The 20503-nt window shown below is 70.4% G+C and carries 21 protein-coding genes; 9 read left to right on the top strand and 12 right to left on the bottom strand.

The annotated features are described in order from the left end of the window. The first annotated feature begins 2 nt into the window (after positions 1 to 2). Genes VGK78_RS12910 through VGK78_RS12900 form a run of 3 tightly spaced genes read left to right on the top strand, consistent with a single transcriptional unit; the run spans position 3 to position 2109 of the window. Positions 3 to 785 (top strand): hypothetical protein, encoded by a 783-nt coding sequence (locus VGK78_RS12910; RefSeq protein WP_331528057.1) that lies wholly within the window; start codon positions 3 to 5, stop codon positions 783 to 785. A 2-nt stretch (positions 786 to 787) separates the two neighbouring features. Continuing rightward, the gene (locus tag VGK78_RS12905; protein ID WP_331528056.1) at positions 788 to 1588 is read left to right on the top strand and encodes an alpha/beta fold hydrolase; all 801 of its coding nucleotides are present in this window, start codon (positions 788 to 790) and stop codon (positions 1586 to 1588) included. Next, positions 1585 to 2109, top strand: a complete 525-nt coding sequence (locus tag VGK78_RS12900) for a 2'-5' RNA ligase family protein (protein WP_331528055.1) — start codon at positions 1585 to 1587, stop codon at positions 2107 to 2109. The genes VGK78_RS12905 and VGK78_RS12900 overlap by 4 nt, the downstream gene beginning before the upstream one ends. Before the next feature lie 10 nt (positions 2110 to 2119). On the opposite strand, the gene VGK78_RS12895 is transcribed toward VGK78_RS12900, so the two are convergent. The 3 genes from VGK78_RS12895 to VGK78_RS12885 all read right to left on the bottom strand — a co-directional run bounded on the left by VGK78_RS12895 (position 2120) and on the right by VGK78_RS12885 (position 3701). After that, entirely contained in the window at positions 2120 to 2734 is a 615-nt protein-coding gene (locus VGK78_RS12895) for a GNAT family N-acetyltransferase (protein WP_331528054.1), read from the bottom strand. Between the two features lie 10 nt (positions 2735 to 2744). Then, positions 2745 to 3104 carry a VOC family protein gene (locus tag VGK78_RS12890; RefSeq protein WP_331528053.1) on the bottom strand — a complete coding sequence of 120 codons (360 nt, stop codon included), beginning with the start codon at positions 3102 to 3104 and terminating at the stop codon, positions 2745 to 2747. Positions 3105 to 3170: 66 nt separating this feature from the next. Next, positions 3171 to 3701 (bottom strand): CGNR zinc finger domain-containing protein, encoded by a 531-nt coding sequence (locus VGK78_RS12885; protein WP_331528052.1) that lies wholly within the window; start codon positions 3699 to 3701, stop codon positions 3171 to 3173. Between the two features lie 48 nt (positions 3702 to 3749). Between VGK78_RS12885 and VGK78_RS12880 the strand changes: the two genes are divergently transcribed. Continuing rightward, a complete protein-coding gene (locus VGK78_RS12880) occupies positions 3750 to 4688 on the top strand; it encodes a DMT family transporter (protein WP_331528051.1) in 939 nt (312 codons plus the stop codon). Positions 4689 to 4722: 34 nt separating this feature from the next. Here VGK78_RS12880 and VGK78_RS12875 read toward each other — a convergent pair whose 3' ends face one another. From VGK78_RS12875 to VGK78_RS12835, 9 genes are all read right to left on the bottom strand, one after another. Next, on the bottom strand, positions 4723 to 5508 hold the full coding sequence (locus VGK78_RS12875) for an enoyl-CoA hydratase-related protein (RefSeq protein WP_331528050.1): 786 nt from the start codon (positions 5506 to 5508) through the stop codon (positions 4723 to 4725). Continuing rightward, positions 5501 to 7585, bottom strand: coding sequence for an acetate--CoA ligase family protein (locus VGK78_RS12870; protein WP_331528049.1), 2085 nt, complete (start codon positions 7583 to 7585; stop codon positions 5501 to 5503). The genes VGK78_RS12875 and VGK78_RS12870 overlap by 8 nt, the downstream gene beginning before the upstream one ends. A 7-nt stretch (positions 7586 to 7592) precedes the next feature. Then, entirely contained in the window at positions 7593 to 8753 is a 1161-nt protein-coding gene (locus tag VGK78_RS12865; RefSeq protein WP_331528048.1) for an acyl-CoA dehydrogenase family protein, read from the bottom strand. 22 nt (positions 8754 to 8775) lie between these two features. Then, entirely contained in the window at positions 8776 to 9309 is a 534-nt protein-coding gene (locus VGK78_RS12860; protein ID WP_331528047.1) for a thioesterase family protein, read from the bottom strand. Then, entirely contained in the window at positions 9306 to 9803 is a 498-nt protein-coding gene (locus tag VGK78_RS12855) for a thioesterase family protein (RefSeq protein ID WP_331528046.1), read from the bottom strand. Before VGK78_RS12855 ends, VGK78_RS12860 begins: the two co-directional genes overlap by 4 nt. Then, entirely contained in the window at positions 9796 to 10758 is a 963-nt protein-coding gene (locus tag VGK78_RS12850; protein WP_331528045.1) for a 3-hydroxyacyl-CoA dehydrogenase NAD-binding domain-containing protein, read from the bottom strand. Before VGK78_RS12850 ends, VGK78_RS12855 begins: the two co-directional genes overlap by 8 nt. Beyond that, the gene (locus tag VGK78_RS12845; protein WP_331528044.1) at positions 10755 to 11690 is read right to left on the bottom strand and encodes a 3-keto-5-aminohexanoate cleavage protein; all 936 of its coding nucleotides are present in this window, start codon (positions 11688 to 11690) and stop codon (positions 10755 to 10757) included. Before VGK78_RS12845 ends, VGK78_RS12850 begins: the two co-directional genes overlap by 4 nt. A 145-nt stretch (positions 11691 to 11835) precedes the next feature. Beyond that, a complete protein-coding gene (locus VGK78_RS12840; protein WP_331528043.1) occupies positions 11836 to 12630 on the bottom strand; it encodes an IclR family transcriptional regulator in 795 nt (264 codons plus the stop codon). Between the two features lie 62 nt (positions 12631 to 12692). After that, positions 12693 to 13796 (bottom strand): serine hydrolase domain-containing protein, encoded by a 1104-nt coding sequence (locus tag VGK78_RS12835; protein ID WP_331528042.1) that lies wholly within the window; start codon positions 13794 to 13796, stop codon positions 12693 to 12695. A 222-nt stretch (positions 13797 to 14018) separates the two neighbouring features. Between VGK78_RS12835 and VGK78_RS12830 the strand changes: the two genes are divergently transcribed. The 5 genes from VGK78_RS12830 to betC form a co-directional block, all read left to right on the top strand. Then, entirely contained in the window at positions 14019 to 15653 is a 1635-nt protein-coding gene (locus VGK78_RS12830) for an ABC transporter substrate-binding protein (protein ID WP_331528041.1), read from the top strand. Positions 15654 to 15667: 14 nt separating this feature from the next. Beyond that, a complete protein-coding gene (locus VGK78_RS12825) occupies positions 15668 to 16639 on the top strand; it encodes an ABC transporter permease (RefSeq protein WP_331528040.1) in 972 nt (323 codons plus the stop codon). A 10-nt stretch (positions 16640 to 16649) separates the two neighbouring features. Next, a complete protein-coding gene (locus tag VGK78_RS12820; protein WP_331528039.1) occupies positions 16650 to 17558 on the top strand; it encodes an ABC transporter permease in 909 nt (302 codons plus the stop codon). Continuing rightward, positions 17555 to 19423 carry an ABC transporter ATP-binding protein gene (locus tag VGK78_RS12815; RefSeq protein ID WP_331528038.1) on the top strand — a complete coding sequence of 623 codons (1869 nt, stop codon included), beginning with the start codon at positions 17555 to 17557 and terminating at the stop codon, positions 19421 to 19423. Before VGK78_RS12820 ends, VGK78_RS12815 begins: the two co-directional genes overlap by 4 nt. Further along, positions 19420 to 20503 (top strand): choline-sulfatase (gene betC, locus VGK78_RS12810; RefSeq protein WP_331528037.1); only part of this gene is annotated, 1084 nt, incomplete at its 3' end. The genes VGK78_RS12815 and betC, both read left to right, overlap by 4 nt.

Raw genomic sequence — 20503 nt, 5'->3', positions numbered from 1 at the left:
GCATGGGTGGCGTGGTGCTCCTGGTCCTGGTCGTGCTGGCGGTGGCGGCGTTCGTCGTCGTACGCCGGCGAAGCAGGGAAGCGGCCGCCGAGCGGGCCGCGGCCGAGCTCGAGCCGGTCAAGAAGCTGGCCTTCGAGGACGTGACCGCTCTCGGGGTGGAGCTGCAGGATCTCGACATCGAGCTGGCCGGCAAGCCGCTCGACGAGGGCGCGAACGCCGACTACCAGAGGGCGCTCGACGCCTACGAGGCTGCCAAGACCGCCGCCGACGCCATCACCCGTCCCGAGCAGGTGCAGGACGTCACCAAGATCCTCGAGGACGGCCGCTACGCCATGGCCTGCGTCAAGGCCCGGGTCGCCGGCGACCCACTTCCGCAACGCCGCCCGCCGTGCTTCTTCGACCCGCGGCACGGGCTGTCGGTCGACGACGTTCCCTACGCCCCCGTCGGCGGTGCGGAGCGGCAGGTGCCCGCTTGCGCACTGGATGCCGAGCGGGTGAGGGCGGGCGCCGAGCCGGACATCCGGCAGGTCATGGTGGGCACCCAGCGCGTGCCGTACTGGCAGGGCGGGCGCGCCTACCGGCCGTACGCCGCCGGCTACTTCGGCGGTTTCGGGCCGCTCGACTGGATCTTCATGGGCTTCATGTTCGAGGGGCTCGGTGACGGGCTCGGAGCCCTGGCCGCGGGGGTCGGCGACGGGATGGGAGACGTGTTCGACGGCATCGGCGACCTGGCGTCGGGGATCGGCGACGGCATCGGGGATGTCTTCGACGGGTTCGACTTCTGACCGTGCTTCGCCCCCTGCACACCACGGAGTTCGGCGACCACGGCTCCCGGGTGGTCTTCGCCCACGGTCTGTTCGGCCAAGGGCGCAACTGGACCCAGGTCGGCAAGGCACTCGCCGACCGGCATCGGGTGCTCCTCGTCGACCTGCCCCACCACGGTCGCTCGCCGTGGGACGACCACTTCGACTACCTGCGGATCGCCGACGAGGTGGCCGCCATTCTGGACGCCGACGACCCCGTCGCCGTGGTCGGACACTCGCTGGGCGGCAAGGTCGCGATGGTGCTCGCGCTGACGCATCCCGAGCTCGTCGAGCGACTCTGCGTGGTCGACGTGTCCCCGGTCGCCTACGACCGGCTGTCGGAGTTCCAGGGATACGTCACGGCGATGCGGGGACTGCCGCTCAACTCGCTGTCCCAGCGGAGCGACGCGGACACTGCCCTCGCCGAGGCGGTCCCCGACCCGACCGTGCGTGGCTTCCTGCTGCAGAACCTGCGCCGAGACGGGGAGGGCTGGCGGTGGCAGGTCAACCTCGACGTGCTCGGCGAGGCCCTTCCCGAGATCGGTGGCTGGCCCGAGGATCAGCTCGCCGACGTCCCGCCGTACCGGGGACCGGTGCTGTGGGTCGCCGGAGCAGGTTCCGACTACGTGATGCCGGCGTACGCCGAGGCCATGGAGCGCTGGTTCCCCGCCAACCGGCTGGTGACGGTCAAGGACGCCGGTCACTGGGTGCACTCCGAGCAGCCGGCGGTGTTCCTCGAGGTGCTGCGGCGGTTCCTCGACGCCGCCGGATCCGGCCCCTCGTGACGCTGGCCGTCTGTCTCCTGCTCGACGACCGCGCCGACGCCGCCGTACGCCGGCTCTGGCGGCGCCTGGAGGATGCCGGCGTCGCGACCCTGCTGACCCACACCCATGGGCTCCACGTGCCCCACCTGACGTGGGCCGCGCTGCGCAGCTACGACCTCGACGAGGTGCGCGCCGCCCTGGACGCGCTGCCGGAGCAGCCGCCCCTGGCGTTGCACCTCGACGCCTTCGGCACGTTCCGCCGCAGCCGGTGCTGGCTGGCACCGGCGGTGAGCGCACCGCTGGTCGAGCGGCAGGCCGCTGTCGTGGCGGCGACGGTCGGCACGGGCGCGGAGCTCCACCGGCACTACGAGCCCGGGTCCTGGGTGCCCCACCTGACATTGGCGCCGCGCCTGCACCTCAGCGACCTGTCGACGGTCGCGGCCCTGGTGTACGACGTGCTGCCGCTCGTGGCGACCGGCGTGCGGTCGGCACTCATCGACACCTCGACCGGGGCGCGCTACTCGCTGTCCCACCCGATCTGATGGTCCAGGCTCAGGGAGCCTGGACCACCGTCTTCCGCATCACCGTGTTGCGCTGGCCCTTCCGCCGTACCAGCTCGAACCCCTCGTTCTCGAACAGGCTGCGCGTGCCGTTGTAGAGCACGGCGACACGCCTGCCCTCGGGGTCGTGCGGGTAGCCCTCGACGATGCCGCCACCCGCCTGCGCGATCAGCTCGACGGCTCCGCGCAGCGCGACGGCCGTGACATGGCGGCGGCGATACCTCTTGTCCACGAAGATGCAGGTGATCCGGTAGTCGGGAGAGAGGTCCGTCTCCTCGTCGTACTGCTTGCGGTGGTAGATGTTCGGCAGCTCCGCACAGCTGCCGTACTCGGCCCACGCCACGGCGACCTCGCCGTCGAAGACCAGCGCGGCATGGGCCCGGCCCTCGCGGACCAGGCGTTCCTTGAGGTCGCGGTTGCTCCCTGTCTCGAACGTCTTCTCCGCATGCATCGTCTGGAACCACGTGCACCAGCAGCCGCCGAACACGCCTTTGTGGCGCTCCACGAGGTCGGCGAAGGCGTCCCAGGTGTCCGGACCGAGCGCGCGGACCGTGAGCGCCTCGTTGGTCGAGCCGGGCCTGTTGTCGGCGACGCTGGTCGGGACCACGACATCCTCCTTAGTCGACGCAGAGACAGAACGGATGACCGGCCGGGTCGAGGAAGACCCGGAACGTCGTCCCCGGCTGGTGCTCGTGCCTGGTCGCGCCGATCTGCAGCACGGCCTCCTCGCCGGCGTCCAGGTCCTCGACCATCACGTCGAGGTGCATCTGTTGGGGCACGTCCTGGCCGGGCCACTGCGGGGCCCGGTAGTCCGCGACCGGCTGGAAGCAGATGCACTGCTGACCGTCGGGTGAGCGCACCTCACCCCATTCCTCGGAGGCCTTCACCTCCCAACCCAGCAGGGCGCCGTAGAAGGTCGCGATCGACACGGGATCGGGACAGTCGAGCACGAAGCTCGGGAAGCGTGCGATAGCCATGGCCCGCACGTTAGCGACCCTTCCGGACGATGGGCGTCCGGAAACCCCGCCGATCACCTCCGCCGATCACCTCTGCCGGGCACGGTACGCCGCCACCGCGGCCCGGTTCGTGCACGTGGTGCTGCAGAAGCGGCGCGACCTGTTGCGCGAGAGGTCCAGGACGATGCCCTCGCAGTCCGCGTCGGCGCAGACGCTCAGCCGAGACATCTCGTCGGCCCGGATCACGTCGATCATCGCCATCGCCGCCTCGACCGCGATGCGGGTCGCCACGGGGGCGTCGGCCGACACCGCGTGGATGTGCCAGTCGTGGCGATCGTGTCGCACCAGCTGGGGGAGTGCACCCTCCTCCACGAGGACGTCGTTGACCAGGTCGGCGGCGGTGTCCCGTTCGCTGGTCATCAGAGCGCGCAGCCGGGGCCGCAGCCCGCGCACCGCGGCCAGCTCCGCCGCCGTTCCGGTCCGCGCACCGGTGAACTCGTGCGTGTCCAGGAACGCCGTGAGCTCCTCCCGGCTCGTCAGGGTGTCGGGCTCCACGGCGGAGTTCACCAGGGCGGCCGCGGCCAGCAGCGCCGACTCCGTGTCATGGGTGAAGACCACGTTGACAGATTACACGACTGACCCGTAATGTCATGTGTCATGGCGACGATGACTCATGACACCGTGGCCGCACCCGGGCGGCGTACCAGGGTCGGACTCGGTTTCGCCCTGCTCGCAGCCGCGTCGTTCGGGATGTCGGGCGCGCTCGCCTCCGGTCTGCTCGAGACCGGGTGGTCGGCGGCGGCGCTGGTGCTCTGCCGGATCGGACTGGGCGCCCTCGTGCTGATCGTCCCGGCCGTGAAGGCGCTGCGTGGCCGGTGGCACCTGCTCCGGGCCAACGCCGGGCTGGTGCTCGCGTTCGGTCTGGTCTCCGTGGCGGGCTGCCAGTTCGCCTACTTCAACGCGGTCGGCCGACTCCCGGTCGCCGTCGCCATCCTGGTCGAGTACGTCGCGCCGGTCGCCGTCGTCGGCTGGCTCTGGGCGCGACACCGACAGGCGCCCTCGCAGCTGACGGTCACCGGCGCGACCGTCGCGATCGCCGGTCTGCTGCTCGTGCTGGATGTGTTCTCGGTCGGCTCGGTGGACGGCATCGGCCTGCTGTGGGCGCTCGGCGGGATGGTCGGTTGCGCGTTCTTCTTCGTCACCTCCGCGGGCGAGGACAACGCGTTGCCACCGATCGCCCTGGCCGCGGGGGGCCTGGTGGTCGGCTCGATCGCCCTCGGTGTCGCCGGCGGGCTCGGGTTGGTCTCGATGACGGCGTCGGCGGATGCCGCGACGTACAACGGGGCGAGCGTCCCTTGGTGGCTCCCGGTGCTGGCTCTGGGCGTGGTGACGGCCGCCGTCTCCTACGTGTCGGGCATCCTGGCGAGCCGTGCACTCGGGGCGCGGCTGGCGTCGTTCGTGGGGCTGTTCGAGGTGCTGTTCAGCGTGGTCTTCGCCTGGCTGCTGCTCGGCCAGCTGCCGGGCGGCCTCCAGCTGCTCGGGGGCCTCCTGGTCGTCGGCGGAGTCATCCTGGTCCGAGCCGGCGAGACCACCGTGGCCTCATGAGTCACCTCGTCCACGCGGTTCTGCAGACGCGCGCTCACCGCCCGCGCCAGTGCGGCGCGCGCTTCTCGGCGAAGGCGCGGGGCCCTTCGACGGCGTCCTCGGACCGCAGCATCCGGGCGTACGCCGCGAGCTCGCCGGAGCGCATCAGAGCGAAGCCGTCGCGTACGTGGAGCCCGGCGGTCGCGGCCAGCGCCTCCTGGATCGCCGCGACCGCGAGGGGAGCTCCGGCGATGATCTCGCCCGCGAGCTCGAGCGAGGCATCCATCAAATCGGCCGCGGGCACCCTGCGACTCGCCAGTCCCCACCGCACCGCCTCGTCGGCGCCCATCCGCCGGCCGGTCAGCAGCATCTCCCGGGCCACCGCCTCCGGGAGCCGTCGTGGCAGCCGGAGCAGGCCCCCGGAGTCCGCAACCACGCCCACGCGCACCTCGGGCAGCGCCAGCTCGGCGTGCTCGGCGACGACCATCAGGTCGGCGGCGAGCGCGAGCTCGAGCCCGCCGCCGAGCGCAAGCCCGTTCACGGCCGCGATCACCGGCTTGCTGCGGCCGAAGAGCTCGGTCAGGCCGGCGAACCCGCCCGGCCCGTGGTCGGCGTCGACGGCCTCGCCGGCGACGGCGGCCTTGAGGTCCCACCCGGCCGAGAAGAAGCGTTCGCCGGCACCGGTGACGATCCCGACCCGCAGGGCGTCGTCGGACTCGAGCCGGGCGAAGGCGTCATAGAGGGCTCGGCTCGTGGGTACGTCGATCGCGTTCGCGGTCGGGCGGTCGAGGGTGACGACGAGGACCGCGCCGACGATCTCGGTGCGCACTGCCTCAACCACGACCGGCCTCCTCCTCGCGCCTCGGGCCAGCCAACCGGATCAGTGCGTCGACCGCCATCGCCCCGTCCGGGAGCACCAGCAGCGGGTTGACCTCGACCTCGACCAGGCGATCGGCATGGTCGATCGCGAACGCGGCCACGGCCTGGACCGCCGACACGACGGCCTCGAGGTCGACGCTGTGTCCGCGGAAGCCGGTGAGCACCGGGCCCACACGGAGCCGGGCGAGCGCCTCGCGGATCTCGGAGCGGGTCGCGGGCAGGAGCACGCTCGCCGTGTCGTCGACGAGCTCGACCAGCACGCCGCCGGCACCCACGGTCAGCGCGAGGCCGAGCCGCGGGTCTCGTTGGACGCCGATCAGCAGCTCCAGCGCTGCGCCCTCGACCATGTGCTCGACCAGGAACCTCCCGGCGAGACAGGCCATCCCCGCGCCGGCACGGCGTACCGCCTCCGGCGAGTCGAGCCCGACGACGACGCCGCCGACGTCCGACTTGTGCGCCAGCCCGTCGACCATCGCCTTGAGCACGACCGGGAAGCCCACCGACGCGGCGGCCTCCGCGAGCGCCTCCACGTCGTCCACCACGCGCGCCGCCGGCGTCTCGAGTCCGTACGTCGTGAGGGCGGCCTTGGCCCGCACCTCGTCCCACGTCTCGACCTCGCCGGCAAGGCCGGGTCCGGCGGGTGGCAGCGCGAGGACCTCGTCGGCCGCTACCTGCGCCGCGCCGATGCGTGCGGCCGCGGCGATCGCGGACAGGCAGCTGCCGAGGCCTTGCATCGGCGCGATCCCGGCGGCCATCAGCCGGCGGCCGACGTCCTCGGGCATCGACTCAGGAAGCGAGGCCACGACACAGGCGCGCGCACCGGTCTTGGCCTGCGCCGCCTCCCACGCGGCGACCGTGGTCTCGAACTCGCTGACGTCGCACCGGTCGCCGCGGGGGAGGTCGAGCATCAGCAGGTGCTGGTCGAGACCGGCCTCGAGCAGCGCGGTGAAGCAGTCCGTGAGGCGCTCGGCGTCACCCCAGATGAAGGTGTGGTAGTCGAGCGGGTTGCGTACCGACACCCGGTCCCCGAGCACGTCGTGCAGCCTCCCGCTCACCTCGTCGGGCAGCGCGGACAGCTCCAGCCCGGCCCGGTGCGCGAGGTCGGCGAGCATCGCCGCCTCCCCGCCCGAGCAGCTGGCCGACGCGATCCGCACGCCGGGCCGGCAGCCCTGCACGTGCACCAGCTTGAGCGTCTCGAGGAACGTCTCGACGTCGTGGAGCCGGGCGATCCCGAGCCGCCGGAAGAGCGCGTCGACGAGTACGTCGGAGTCCGCGAGAGAGCTGGTGTGGCTCAGGGTCACCCGGGCGCCGAGCTCGGAGGAGCCGAGCTTGAGCGCGACGATCGGGACCCGTCGGCGCAGCGCTTCGAGGGCGACCGCAGAGAACGCCGACACCTCGGGGATCTCCTCCAGGCACAGTCCGATCGCGGTGATCCGGGGGTCGTCCAGCATCGCCTCCACCAGGTCGACGACGCCGGTCACCGCGCTGTTGCCGATCGTGACCAGCGTGGCGATCGGGAGCGAGCGCCGTTGCATCGTGAGGTTCTCGGTGATGTTGCCGCTCTGCGCGATCAGCGCGACGCCTCGGTCGACCCGGACCCCGCCCTGCTGCTCCGGCCACAGCGCAGCACCGTCGAGGTAGTTGACGAACCCCAGGCAGTTCGGCCCGATCAGTGCCATCTCGCCGGCGGCCGCCACCAGCTCCTGCTGCAGCCGAGCGCCGTCCTCGCCGTCCTCGGCGTACCCCGAGGCATGACACACCACGCCGGCGACGCCGAGCCGCCTGAGCTCACGGACCACCTCGACGGACCGCTCGCGGTTGACGGCGACGAACGCCGCGTCCGGTACGCCGGGCAGCTGCGACAGGTCCGCGAGACAGGGAACGCCGCCCAGGTGCTCCCGGGTGGGGTGGACCGGCCAGATGTCTCCGGCGTACCCGATCGCCCGCGACTGCTCGACGGCCACCTCGGCCGGCCGTCCGCCGATGACTGCGACGCTGCGGGGGTTCAGGAGCCGTCGGAGGCGCGAGCTGTCGGGCACGGTGGCCTCAGGCGCCGAGCGGGCGGAGCAGCGAGCGGCTGATGATGTGCCGCTGCACCTCGCTGGTGCCGTCCCAGATGCGCTCGACCCGCGCGTCACGCCAGAACCGCTCGATCGGCAGCTCGGTCATCAGCCCCATGCCGCCGTGCACCTGGAGCGCCCGGTCGGTGATCCGTCCGAGCGCCTCGGAGGCGAACACCTTCGCCATGGCCGCGTCCTGGTCGGTCATGGTGCCCTGGTCGAGCTTCCAGGCGGCGCGGAGCGTGAGCAGCTCGGCCGCCTCGAGCTCGGTCACCATGTCGGCGAGCTGGAAGCTCACGCCCTGGAACTTGCCGATCGCCTGGCCGAACTGGTGGCGGTCAGCCGCCCAGCGCGTCGTCATGTCCAGCACGCGCCGTGCCCGCCCGACGCAGGTGGCGGCGACGGTGAGCCGGCTCGCGCCGAGCCACTCGCCCATGAGGTCGAAGCCGCGGCCCTCCTCGCCGAGCCGGTTGGCGGCCGGCACCCGGCAGCCCTCGAAGACCAGCTCGCTGTGGTGGTAGCCGCGATGCGAGACGCTGTCGGGCCCGGGGACGACGGTCAGTCCAGGCGTGTCCAGGTCGACCAGGAACCCGGTGATCAGGTTGACCTTCCGGCCCCGCACCTCCTCGCTGCCCGTGCTCGCGAACAGGATGACGAAGTCGGACTTGTCGGCATGGCTGATGAAGTGCTTGGTGCCGTCGATCACGTAGTCGTCGCCGTCGCGGACGGCACGCGTGGTCATGGACCGTACGTCGGATCCGGCGCCGGGCTCGGTCATGGCCAGGCAGTCGTAGCGCTCGCCGCGGATCGCCGGGAGCAGGTAGCGCTCCCGCTGCTCGCCCTCACACGCCTGCAGGATGTTGCTCGGACGGGCGACCAGCCACTGGAGGGCGTAGCTGGCCCTGCCGAGCTCGCGCTCGGCGAGGGTCATGCACACGGCGTCCAGCCCTCCTCCGCCGAGCTTCTCCGGCATGTTGGCCGCGTGGAGACCGGCATCGATCGCGCGCTTGCGGATGTGCCTCACCAGCTCGGCCGGTACGTCGCCGAGCCGCTCGACCTCCTCCTCGTGGGGGTAGAGCTCCCGCGTGACGAACGTGCGCACCGTGTCGACGACCGCCTTCTGCTCGTCGTCGAGGTCGAAGTCCATTCCGCTCCGGTCCTTCCTGCCGTCAGTGCCTGATGCCCATGGGTCGACCGACCACGTCGGGCGTCGGGAGGGCGGCGTGTGTCGCCGCGATCGCGTCGAGCCTCTCGAGCAGGTGCGTCGGGAGGTCGGCCGACCGCCCCGCCCGCGTGTCCACGTGCACCAGCAGCTGCTCGGCCGAGGCCAGCAGGACGCCGGAGCCACCCTTGCGCATCTCGTGGAAGATGTGCAGCCGCCGCCGGTCGTGGTCCAGCAGCTGCAAGCTCATCTCGAGGGGGTCTCCGAGCGCGACCTCGTGCCGATGGTGCAGGTGCGTCTCGGAGGTGTAGAGCGAGTGGCCACCTGCCCGGTAGGCCTCGTCGACGCCGAGGAAGCGGAAGAATGCGTCGGCGTTGTCGCCGAACGCGAGCAGGAAGCACGACTCGCTCATGTGGTCGTTGTAGTCCATCCACTCCGGCGGGGCCGTGGACCGGTGGAGGCGCAGCGGAGCCTCGATCTCGGCCGTCTCGTCCCAGACGGCCGGACGCCCCTCGTACGGCGTCGTGATCCGCTCGTTCACGGCCGCGCTCCGGCGCCCAGGCCCAGATGGGCCGGCCGGGGCAGCCCCGCGTGGGCGGCGCGCATCGCGTCGACCCGGGCCTGGCGGTCGGCCGGGAACGGAGCGGTCCGGCCTCCGACCGTGTCGACGTGAACGTACAGACACTCGCCGGTCGCGGCCAGGACGCCGTCGGCATACAGCTCACTGTGCAGGCGGAGCCGCTTGTGGTCGGCCTCGACAAGTGTCGTGGCCGCCGTCAGGGTCTGACCCCCGGCGACCTCGGCGACGTACCGCAGGTGCATCTCGACGGTGAACATCGAGGCACCGTGGCTCGCGCGGTACTCGGCGCTCAGTCCGAGGCTCTCGAGCACGAGCTCGTGGGCCGTGGTCAGCGCGATCGCATAGCTGGCGTCGTTGAGATGGTCGTTGTAGTCCAGCCACTCGGGGCGCACCAGCTCTCGGTACGCCGTGAACGGCGTCCCCGGCAGGTCGGTCGCCGGCTCCCGCTCACCCATCGCCGCGGTGCCGCTCGAGCAGGAGCAGCAGGTCGACCAGGAACGCGTCCCGCTTCCGCTCGAGCTCGGCCACCGAGCGCCCGCGGGCCTCGTCGACGGCTCCCGCCACGACCCGGTCGCGCAGCTCGCTGGTCAGCTCCGGGGCGTCGAGCCTGGTCCACGGCTCGAGCAGCGCAGGGCCGAAGTGGTCGAGCATGTGCCCCATCCCACCCGGGCCGCCGGCGAGGTGGAAGGTCAGCATCGGGCCCATGATCGCCCAGCGCAGCCCCGGGCCGTACGCGATCGAGTCGTCGATCTGCTGCACCGTGGCCTGGCCCGAGTCGACCATGTGGAGCGCCTCGCGCCACAGCGCCTCCTGGAGCCGGTTGCCCACGAACCCAGGCACCTCCTGCTCCATCGTCAACGCCGTCTTCCCGGCAGCGGTGTAGAACGTCTCGGCCCAGGTGACCGCCTCGGGAGCGGTTTTCTGCCCACCGACGACCTCGACGAGCGGAATGAGGTACGGCGGGTTGAACGGGTGCCCGACGAGGAACCGGTGCGGATGGACGCAGTCGACCGCCATGTCGGTCATCAGCAGACCTGACGTGCTCGACGCGACGACCACCTCGGGACTCGTGGCCCGGTCGATCTGGGCCAGCAGGGCGACCTTCCTCTCCAGCACCTCGGGGGAGGACTCCTGCACGAAGTCGGTGTCGGCCAGCGCCTCTTCGAGCGTGTCGGCCCACCACAACCGGTCCGGGCTCGCGCCCTCGGACAGGCCCAGCCGCTCCAGCGACGGCCAGGCCGAGTCGAGCAGCGAGGCGAGCCGGTCGCGCGCATCGGGACCGGGGTCCCAGGCGACGACGTCGTACCCACGTCGCAGGAAGTGGGCCGCCCAGCCGCCGCCGATGACCCCCGTGCCGACGACCGTGACCGTCCCGACCGTCTCCGGTCGGGTCCGCCCGATGGTGGTCACCAGCCGACCTTGTCCAGTCCCTTGAGACCGAGGATCTCGCGCGCCTCGTCGGGTGTCGCGGTCTCGATCGAGAGCTCGGCGAGGATCCGCTTGATCTTGGCGACCTGCTCGGCGTTGGACTCGGCGAGCTGTCCGCGCCCGATGAACAGGCCGTCCTCGAGCCCGACCCGCACGTGCGAGCCCATCACCGCCGAGGCGGTGATCATGTTGAACTGGTCGCGCCCGGCGCCGAGCACCGACCACTCGTAGGCGTCGCCGAGGAGCCGGTCGGCGGTCGACTTCATGTGCGCGAGGTGCTCCACGTGCGCACCGATGCCGCCCATCACGCCCATGATCGTCTGGAGGAAGATCGGGGGCTCCACGAGTCCGGCCTCGAGGTAGTAGGCCAGCGTGTAGAGGTGGCCGATGTCGTAGGCCTCGTACTCGAAGCGCGACCCGGTCTGCCGGCGTACGTCGGTCAGCATGTGCTCGATGTCGGCGAAGGTGCTGATGAACGGCTCGACGCGGGTGCTCTCGAGGTAGGGCTCCTCCCAGTCGAACTTCCAGGTGCCGGCGTACTTGGCGATCATCGGGAAGCTGCCGTAGTTGAACGTGCCGAGGTTCAGGGTGCACAGCTCGGGCCGGGTCTCGTAGATGACCCGGAGCCGGTCCTCGACCGACATCCCGGTGCCGCCGCCGCTGGTGATCGAGACGACCGCGTCGGTGGAGTCCTTGATGCCCTTGAGGTAGTCGAGGAACACCGCGGGGTCGGCCGTGGGCCGGCCGTCCTTCGGGTCGCGGGCATGAAGGTGGATGATCGCGGCGCCGGCCTCGACGGCGTCCACCGACTGCTGGACGACGTCCTCGGCGGTGTAGGGCAGGTTCGGCGACATGGTCGGCGTGTGGGCCGACCCGGTCACCGCGCAGGTGATGATGACCTTGCGTGCCGGCATGAGCGTCTCCTGGGATTGCGCGGATGTGTGCACGATGCGAACAGTCGTCGCATCATCCGAAACGCTTCTCTCGTGGACGCTCGTTGTCAAGAGTCCGCGCAGGTCGGATTGAACCGCCGTTCGATCCGGTCGGTCGACGGGGCCGTCAGCCCAGGAGGGCGGCACGGACCTCCGCGGCGGCCTCGACGGCCAGCGGTCCGAGGGAGCCGAAGCGCGACACCGGGACCCGGGCGGCCGGACCCCAGATGCTGAAGACGCCGAGCGGCCGGCCGTCGACGTTCAGGATCGGGGCGGAAACGCCGTACAGCGCCGGCTCGAGCTCGCCCGCGCACTCGGCGTACCCGCGCTCACGGATGGCGGCGAGCTCGTTCATGAGCTGGTCGGCGTCGGTGACGGTGGTGTCGGTGAACCGGGGGAGCGGGACGTCGAGCAGTCCGCGCGCCTCCTCAGGCGGCAGCCAGGCCAGGAACGCCTTGCCGGTCGAGGTTGCGTGCAGCGGCACCTCGCGGGCGACCCAGTTGATCGCCATCACCGACGGCGGCGCCACCTCGCCGACGTAGGTGACGCCGTGCTGTCCGGCCACCGCGAGGTCGGCGGTCTCTCCGGTCTGCTCCGAGACGCGCTCGAGGATGTGACGCGTACGTCGGACGAGCCCGTCGTACCCGGCAGACGCCGACATCCTGATCACCGCCAGCCCGATCCGGTACCGGTTCGTCGTCGGGTCACGCTCGACCAGGCTGTGCGCCTCGAGTGTCCCGAGGAGTCGCCAGGCCGTGGCCCGGTTGATGTCGCAGCGGGCGGCCAGCGCGGTCACCGTCTCGCCGCGGGGTGCCGTGGCGGCGACCACCTCGAGCAGCCGCATGGCTCGGTCCACGGACTGCACCCGTGAGGGGAGCGCCGTGTCCGGGCCCACCTCGGCGAGGTCTGTGTCGGTCGCCACGGGCGTCATGGTGGCACGAGCACGCCGATCCTGCAGACCACGAGCCGAGGTTCGTCGAGTGGTCATGCGCGCGCAGCCGCCTCGGCGATGGCGGGCAGTCCGAGGTAGCACAGGTCGCGGCACTGACGGTCCCACCAGGCGTCGTCGTAGGGCCAGGCAGAGGTCTTGACGACCACCGTGCGGCGCGGACGGTCGACGTACACGAACTGGCCGCGCATGCCGTCGGCCATGACGCAGGACCCGTCGTCGGTGGTCGGCCACCAGTGGTACCCGAAGCCGGCGTGGGTGGTGATCGTGCTCGGCAGCCGGCCGGGTCGCAGGAACGGCAGCCCCGGGCGGCTGCTCGCGTCGACCCAGCTGCGGGCCACCACGGGCCGGCCGTCCCAGCTCCCGTCGACCTGGAGCCAGCCGATCCGGGCCCAGTCGCGTGCCGTCACGGCCAGGGCGGCCGCGGCCATGGCGACACCGCCGGTGTCCACCGGCGCGTCCAGGCCGACCACGGCCGGCCGCTCCGCACCGACCGTGCGCCACAGCTCGGCCAGCGCCTCGGGGTACGTCGTGCCCGTCACCCGTTCGCGGACCCAGTCGAGCACCATCGAGTCGGGGCTGCAGTAGGCGTACCGGGTGCCGGGTGCGTCACCGGCCGGGATGTCCGCCAGCAGCTCACGGATGCCGCCGCGACCCTCGCGCCAGCGGCCGATCATGGCCGAGGCGGCGCTGTCGGGATCGTGATAGTCCTCGACCCAGCCCACACCGGTCGTCATCGTCAGCACCTGGCGGACCGTGACCTTCGCGTAGCCGCCGACGGCGAGCTCGGGGACCACGTCGCGGACCGGTGCGTCGAGATCGGGTAGCTCGCCTCGCCCCACCGCGATCCCGGTGAGCAACGAGAGTGCGGACTTCGTGGCGGAGTTGCCGAGCAGTCGGTCGTCGGCGGTGACCCCGTCGGCGTACCACTCGTGCACCAGGACGCCGTCGACGACCACCACGCAGGAGGTCGACGAGGTGACCGCCAGGAACTCCTCGAGACCCAGCTCGCGACCGGCTCCGGCGATGCATGCCTCGATCGGGCGGTCGTCGCGCGGCCACGGTCGCGGGTCGGGTGCTGGCACCTCGACGTGAGCGAACCGGCGCTGGGGCTCGCGGAAGGTGTCGAGGTCATCCACGCCGATGGTGTTGCTGATGGCGCACCCCTCGTTGCTCAGGGCGCACCGTCGGCGCCGAATTTCCCAACTTTCGGGTCACATATCGGCCAAGGTCCCAATTTCCGCGTCTGGGTGCTTGACACGCATGTGAACCGTGCATTCATCATACGAACACCCGGGACGCCTTCTACACCGACGTCGGTGGCATGGAGAAGAGCGACCGGCGGGCGAGAGGCGTCGCAGATGGCCGGATCAGACCAGAAGCGCTGGCAGGTGGTTGAGCCGGAGGGCGGCCTCTGGGTCCCCTCTCGGCGAGGGCTCGTGATGGGCGCCGCAGGCGTCGTCCTCGCCAGCGCGTTGTCCGCGTGTGGCGGGGGCAGTGCTCCCGCACCTTCGGGTGCCACGGGAGCTGCCGGCAGCCCGAAGAAGGGTGGGAACTTCCGCCTGGGGGTCACCGGCGGTGGGTCCAAGGACATGATGGACGGCCAGAACATCGTCACCAAGCCCGACCAGGCGCGCCTGGTCACGGCGTTCGAGACCCTGCTCGAGTTCGACGACGACTACCAGCTGCAGACGACCGGGCTGGCCGAGAGCGTGCATGCCGACAACCCGACGCAGTACACGATCAAGCTGCGTGACGGGATCACGTTCCAGAACGGCAAGCCGCTCACGGCTGACGACGTCATCTACTCGCTGCAGCGCATCGGCACACAGGCGAACGGCCTCACCGGCTTCGCCGCGACCGCGACGATGGACATCAAGAACCTGAAGAAGGTCGACAAGCTCACCGTCCAGCTGCCGCTGCTGAGCCCCGACTCCACGATCCCGCAGACGCTCGCCAGCTACACCTTCGGCATGGTGCCGGTGGGTTACAAGGCGTTCAAGGGCGATCCCTCCACCCAGATCGGCACAGGCGCGTACAAGCTGAAGAGCTTCACACCGGGACAGGAGAGCGTGCACGAGCGCTACGACGGTTACTGGCGCGACTCGTGGTTCGACTCGGTCACGATCACCGACTTCAGCGACTCCACGGCGCAGATCAACGCACTCAAGGGTGGGCAGATCGACGCCATGACCGATCTCCCCGCCAACCAGGTGAACGCGATCAAGTCCTCTGGGGTCGAGGCCCTGATCTCCCAGACCGGCGGCTGGATCCCGATCTGCATGGCGATCGACATGGCGCCGTTCAACGATCCCAAGGTCCGGCAGGCGATGCGGCTGATCGTCGACCGCCAGCAGATCCTCGACCAGATCGGGTCGGGCTACGGTCAGATCGCCAACGATCTCTACTCGCCGTTCGACGAGGGTTACGACAAGGACCTGCCCCAGCGTCAGCAGGACATCGCGCAGGCCAAGTCGCTGCTGAAGTCGGCGGGCAAGGAAGGCCTCACGGTCGACCTGCACACCACCAACGGCGCGTCCGGGATGGTGGAACTCGCCAGCGTCTTCGCGTCGCAGGCCAAGGCCGCCGGCGTGAACATCACCGTGAAGAACGACCCCAACTACTACGGCGACGCCTACCTCAAGCTGGCGTTCTCCGTGGACTTCTGGGGCACGCGCGGCTACCTCAACCAGGTGCAGCAGGGCTCACTGCCGAACTCGCCGTACAACGAGACCCACTGGCCGCCGAAGTCGGGCGAGGGGTCGAACTTCGGCGACCTGTACCAGCAGGCGCTCCGAGAGACCGATACCAACAAGCGGATCGAGATCCAGCACGAGATGCAGAAGGCCGAGTACGACATCGGCGGCTACATCATCCCCTACTTCAACAGCCTGATCGACGGGCACTCCACGAAGGTCGCGGGACTCAAGCCGAGCAAGGGAACCCTGAACCTGGCCGGGTTCGGACACGGCTTCCGCACCATCTGGTTCTCCTGAAGGGGATCCCACCGATGAAGTGGCTACGCGGTGGTGGGATCGCCGGCTTCATCGTCCGGAGGCTGCTCCTCGGCCTCCTGGTGCTGTTCCTGGTGTCGGTCATCGTGTTCGTCTCGACCCAGCTGCTGGGAGATCCTGCCCGCGCGATCCTGGGTCGCGACGCGACGCCCGACCGACTCGCGGCTCTGCAGAAACAGCTGAACCTCGACAGCTCCAAGGTGGGCCAGTACTTCCACTGGCTGGGCGGCCTGCTGCACGGTGACCTCGGGACGTCGCTGGCGTCGTCGCAGCCGGTCACCTCGGTGCTCGGCTCCCGCATCGCCAACTCGGCGGTGCTCGTGGTGCTGGCGGCCGTGGTGTCCGTGCCGGTCTCGATCGCGATCGGCTCGTACGCCGCACTGCGACGCGAGAAGTCCTTCGACACCGTCACCTCCAACCTGATGCTGCTGCTGGCGGCCCTGCCCGAGTTCGTGGTGGCGGTGCTGCTGGTGATCCTGCTGTCGACCAACGTCTTCCACCTGCTGCCGGCCATCAGTCCGGTGCCACCCGGGACCCATGCCTGGCAGTACCCCGACGAGCTGGTGATGCCCGTGGCCACGTTGGTGATCGCGGTCGCGCCGTACGTCTCCCGCATCATGCGGGCGTCGATGATCGAGGTGCTCGAGAGCGACTACGTCGAGATGGCGCGGCTCAAGGGGCTCCCGGAACGCACCGTGCTGATCCGGCACGCGCTGCCCAACGCGATCGGGCCGGTCTTCCAGGTGATCGCGATCAATCTCGCCTACCTCGCCGGAGGCGTCGTCGTCATCGAGTCCGTCTTCAACTACCCCGGGATCGGGCTCGGCCTGGTCGACGCGGTGACCAACCACGACATCCCGGTCGTCCAGGCGCTCGCCATGCTCATCGCGGCGGTCTACGTCGTCCTGAACCTTCTCGCCGACGTGGCCACCATCCTGGTGACCCCCCGTCTTCGGACACGACTGTGAGGTCCACGTCATGAGTCAGGCTGAGACAGCCCCCGCCCTCGCCGAGGGCGTCGACGTCCCGACCCCGTCCGTGCGCTCGACCGCGCTACTCGCGAGATCACTGCGACTGTGGCGCACGCGCATCGGAGTCTTGTTCACCCTGATCCTGGTGCTGATCGCGCTCCTCGGGCCGCTGATGGCGCCGCACGCTTCCGACAAGTTCATCGCCAAGCCGTTCTCGTCGGGGTCGGCCAGCGGCACGGTGTTCGGCACCGACTACCTCGGGTACGACGTGCTCAGCCGCTTCCTGTACGGCGGCCGCGGCATCCTGGTCACCGCGCTGGTGTCCACGGTCATCGGTGTGGTCCTCGGTGTCGTCATCGGCCTTGTCGCGGCCTACGCCCGCAACGCGCTCGACGACGTCCTGATGCGCCTGATGGACGTGATCATGGCCTTCCCTCAGATCATGCTCGCCCTGGTCGCGGTCAGCCTGGTCGGTGCCAAGAACTCCGTGATCGTCCTGGCCATCGCGCTGACCACGGCGCCACGGGTCGCCCGGGTCGCACGCGGTGCGGCCCAACCCGTCGTCGAACGCGACTTCATCGGCGCCACCGAGGCCATGGGCCTCTCGCGGGTACGGATCCTGTTCGGGGAGCTACTGCCCAACATCCTCGGCCCGATGATGGTGGAGGCGACCCTTCGTCTGACCTACTCGATCGCGGTGATCGCCGCCCTGGCCTTCCTGGGCCTGGCGGCGAACCCGGACGCGGCCAACTGGGGCATCATGATCCAGAAGAACCAGGTCGCACTGGCCTCCGAGCCGTGGGGAGCGTTGCTGCCGATCCTGGCCATCGCCCTGCTCACCATGGGCACCGGCCTGATCGGTGACGGCATCGCTCGCACGGCCGCCGGCATCGACCGCGAGCGAGGTGACGCGTGAGCATCGACCAGCTGCCCGACAGCGAGTCGGAGACCACGGGGAGACGCGCCGCGGTCACGGTGCGCGACCTCCAGATCGCCACCAACTCCGGCGTCGAGGTGGTCCACGGGATCTCGTTCGAGATCGCTCCGGGTGAGGTGCTCGGGGTCGTGGGCGAGTCCGGCTCCGGCAAGACCACGGTCGGTCTGTCTCTGCTCGGGCACGCCCGTCGCGGACTGAAGATCGCCGGCGGCACGATCCTGCTGGGCGACCAGGACATCCGGGCCATGAACGACGCCCAGCTCCGCAGGTTGCGCGGATCCCTGGTGTCCTACGTCCCGCAGGACCCCGCCTCGTCGCTCAACCCCGCTCTGCGCATCGGGATCCAGCTGCGCGAGGTGTTGGAGGCCCATGGGCAGACCGACTCCAAGGCCAACGCGGCCCGGATCGCGGAGATGATGCGCGAGGTCGCGCTGCCGGACGACCCGGCGTACCTGAAGCGATACCCCCACCAGCTCTCCGGGGGTCAGCAGCAGCGCGTCGGGCTGGCGATGGCGTTCGCCAACCGGCCGCGCCTGATCATCCTCGACGAGCCGACCACGGGTCTCGACGTGACGACCCAGTCGACGGTCCTGGCCACGGTGCGCGAGCTCGCGCAGATCCACGAGGTCGCCGCGCTGTACGTGACCCACGACCTCGCGGTCGTCGCTGCGGTGGCCACGCGCGTCGCGGTGATGTACGCCGGCCGCATCGTCGAGCTGGGTCCCGCTGACAAGCTCTTCGAGTCGTCCGGCCACCCCTACACGCGTCGGCTGGTCGGCGCGATCCCGCGACTGAGCGGCGGGCGCAGCCTCGTCGGCATCCCCGGCCATGCCCCGTCCCCGGGCATGCGTCCGCCGGGGTGCCCGTTCGCACCGCGCTGCCGGCTGCGCATCGACGAGTGCGAGGCGGCCGTTCCCGACATGCTCGAGCTCGCACCCGACCACTCCTCGCGCTGCATCAGAGCGCTCGAGGTGGTCGAGTACCAGCAGGACGAGTACGGCGACCCGGTCGACCTGGCCCCTCCGGAGGTGGAGACACCCGTCCTCACCCTCGAGAACGTCGTGGGCTACTACGGCTCCACCGAGGTCCTGCACTCGATCAACATGACGCTCGAGAAGGGCGAGGTGCTCGCCGTCGTCGGAGAGTCCGGATCGGGCAAGACCACGACGGCGCGTTCCATCGCGGGCCTGCACCACGACTGGACGGGCACGATCAAGCTCGGCGACAGCGAGCTGGCCAAGTCGGCACGCTCCCGCAGCACCGACATCCGCCGCCAGATCCAGTACATCTTCCAGAACCCCTACGGCTCGCTCAACCCGCGCAAGACCATCGGCGAGTCCGTCGGCCAGCCGCTCAGCGTCTTCAAGATCGCCTCGGGCAAGAAGGCCGAGACGATGGTGGGGGAGATGCTCGAGCAGGTCTCGCTGTCGGCCGGCTACGCGCGCCGGTACCCCGACCAGTGCTCCGGCGGTGAGCGTCAGCGGGTCGCGATCGCAAGGGCGCTGATCTCCAAGCCGTCCGTGCTCATCTGCGACGAGATCACCTCCGCGCTCGACGTCAGCGTCCAGGCGGCGATCGTCGAGCTTCTCGGTGAGCTGCAGCGCGAGCTCGGCCTGTCGATGGTCTTCGTGACGCACAATCTCCCGCTCGTGCGGTCGATCGCGCAGAAGGTCGCGGTCCTGGCCGACGGCAACATCGTCGAGTACGGCGAGACCGCCTCGATCCTGGCCGACCCGCAGCAGGAGTACACGCGCCACCTGATCTCCGACACCCCGTCCCTCGAGACCGCGACCGGCGACGTACCGCCGGCCGCCGCACCCACAGATGGAGCCCACCAGGCGTGACCTCGCGCGACCGTCCGAACATCCTGATCGTGATGGCGGACCAGCTGACGACCGCCGCCATGCCCTTCCACGGCAACGAGGTCACCCAGGCTCCGGCCATGGCGTCGCTCGCCGAAAACGGTGTCGTGTTCGACAACGCCTACACCGCGAGCCCGTTGTGCACGCCGGCGCGAGGCGCGCTGATGACCGGCCTGCTGCCGTCGAACACCCACTGCTACGACAACGCGGCCGGCTTCTCCTCCGAGATCCCGACGTTCGCCCACCACCTGCGCAACGAGGGCTACCGCACCGTGCTCTCGGGCAAGATGCACTTCTGCGGACCCGACCAGCTGCACGGCTTCGAGGAGCGCCTGACCACCGACATCTACCCCGCCGACTACCAGTGGACGCCGGACTGGGACAGCGACGAGCGCCCGCACTGGTACCACGACATGTCCTCGGTCACCGACGCCGGCGTGACCATCCGCACCAACCAGCTCGACTTCGACGACGAGGTCGCCTGGGCCGCCGAGCGCGGGCTCTTCGAGCACATCCGGTCCGGCGACGACCGCCCGTTCTGCTTCGTGGTGTCGTTCACCCATCCGCACGACCCCTACGCGATCCCGCAGGAGTACTGGGACCGCTACGACGCCGACGAGATCCCGATGCCGTCGTACGGCTACGACGAGAGCATCACCCACCCGCACGACGAGCGCCTGCGCGCGGTCTGCGCGATGGACGAGGTCGAGATCACCGACGACAAGGTCCGCGACGCGCGCCACGCCTACCTCGGCGCCGTCTCCTACGTCGACGACCGGCTGGCGCGGCTGCTCGACATCCTGCGGGTCACCGGCCGCCTCGACGACACCGTCGTGATCCTGACCAGCGACCACGGTGACATGCAGGGCGAGCGTGGGCTCTGGTACAAGATGAGCTTCTACGAGGGCTCGGCCCGCGTCCCGCTCGTGGTCTCGGCTCCCGGCCGGTTCACGCCGTCCCGGGTCGCCTCCCCGGTCTCCACGATGGACCTGCTGCCGACGCTCGTCGGCCTCGCCGGCGGTGACGACGTCGCCGTCGCCCGCGACCTGGACGCCGAGAGCC

Source organism: Nocardioides sp., assembly GCF_036503465.1.
Lineage (GTDB): Bacteria > Actinomycetota > Actinomycetes > Propionibacteriales > Nocardioidaceae > Nocardioides.
Note: the sequence above shows the minus strand (reverse complement) of the source record. Positions and strands in the feature narration are given on the sequence as shown.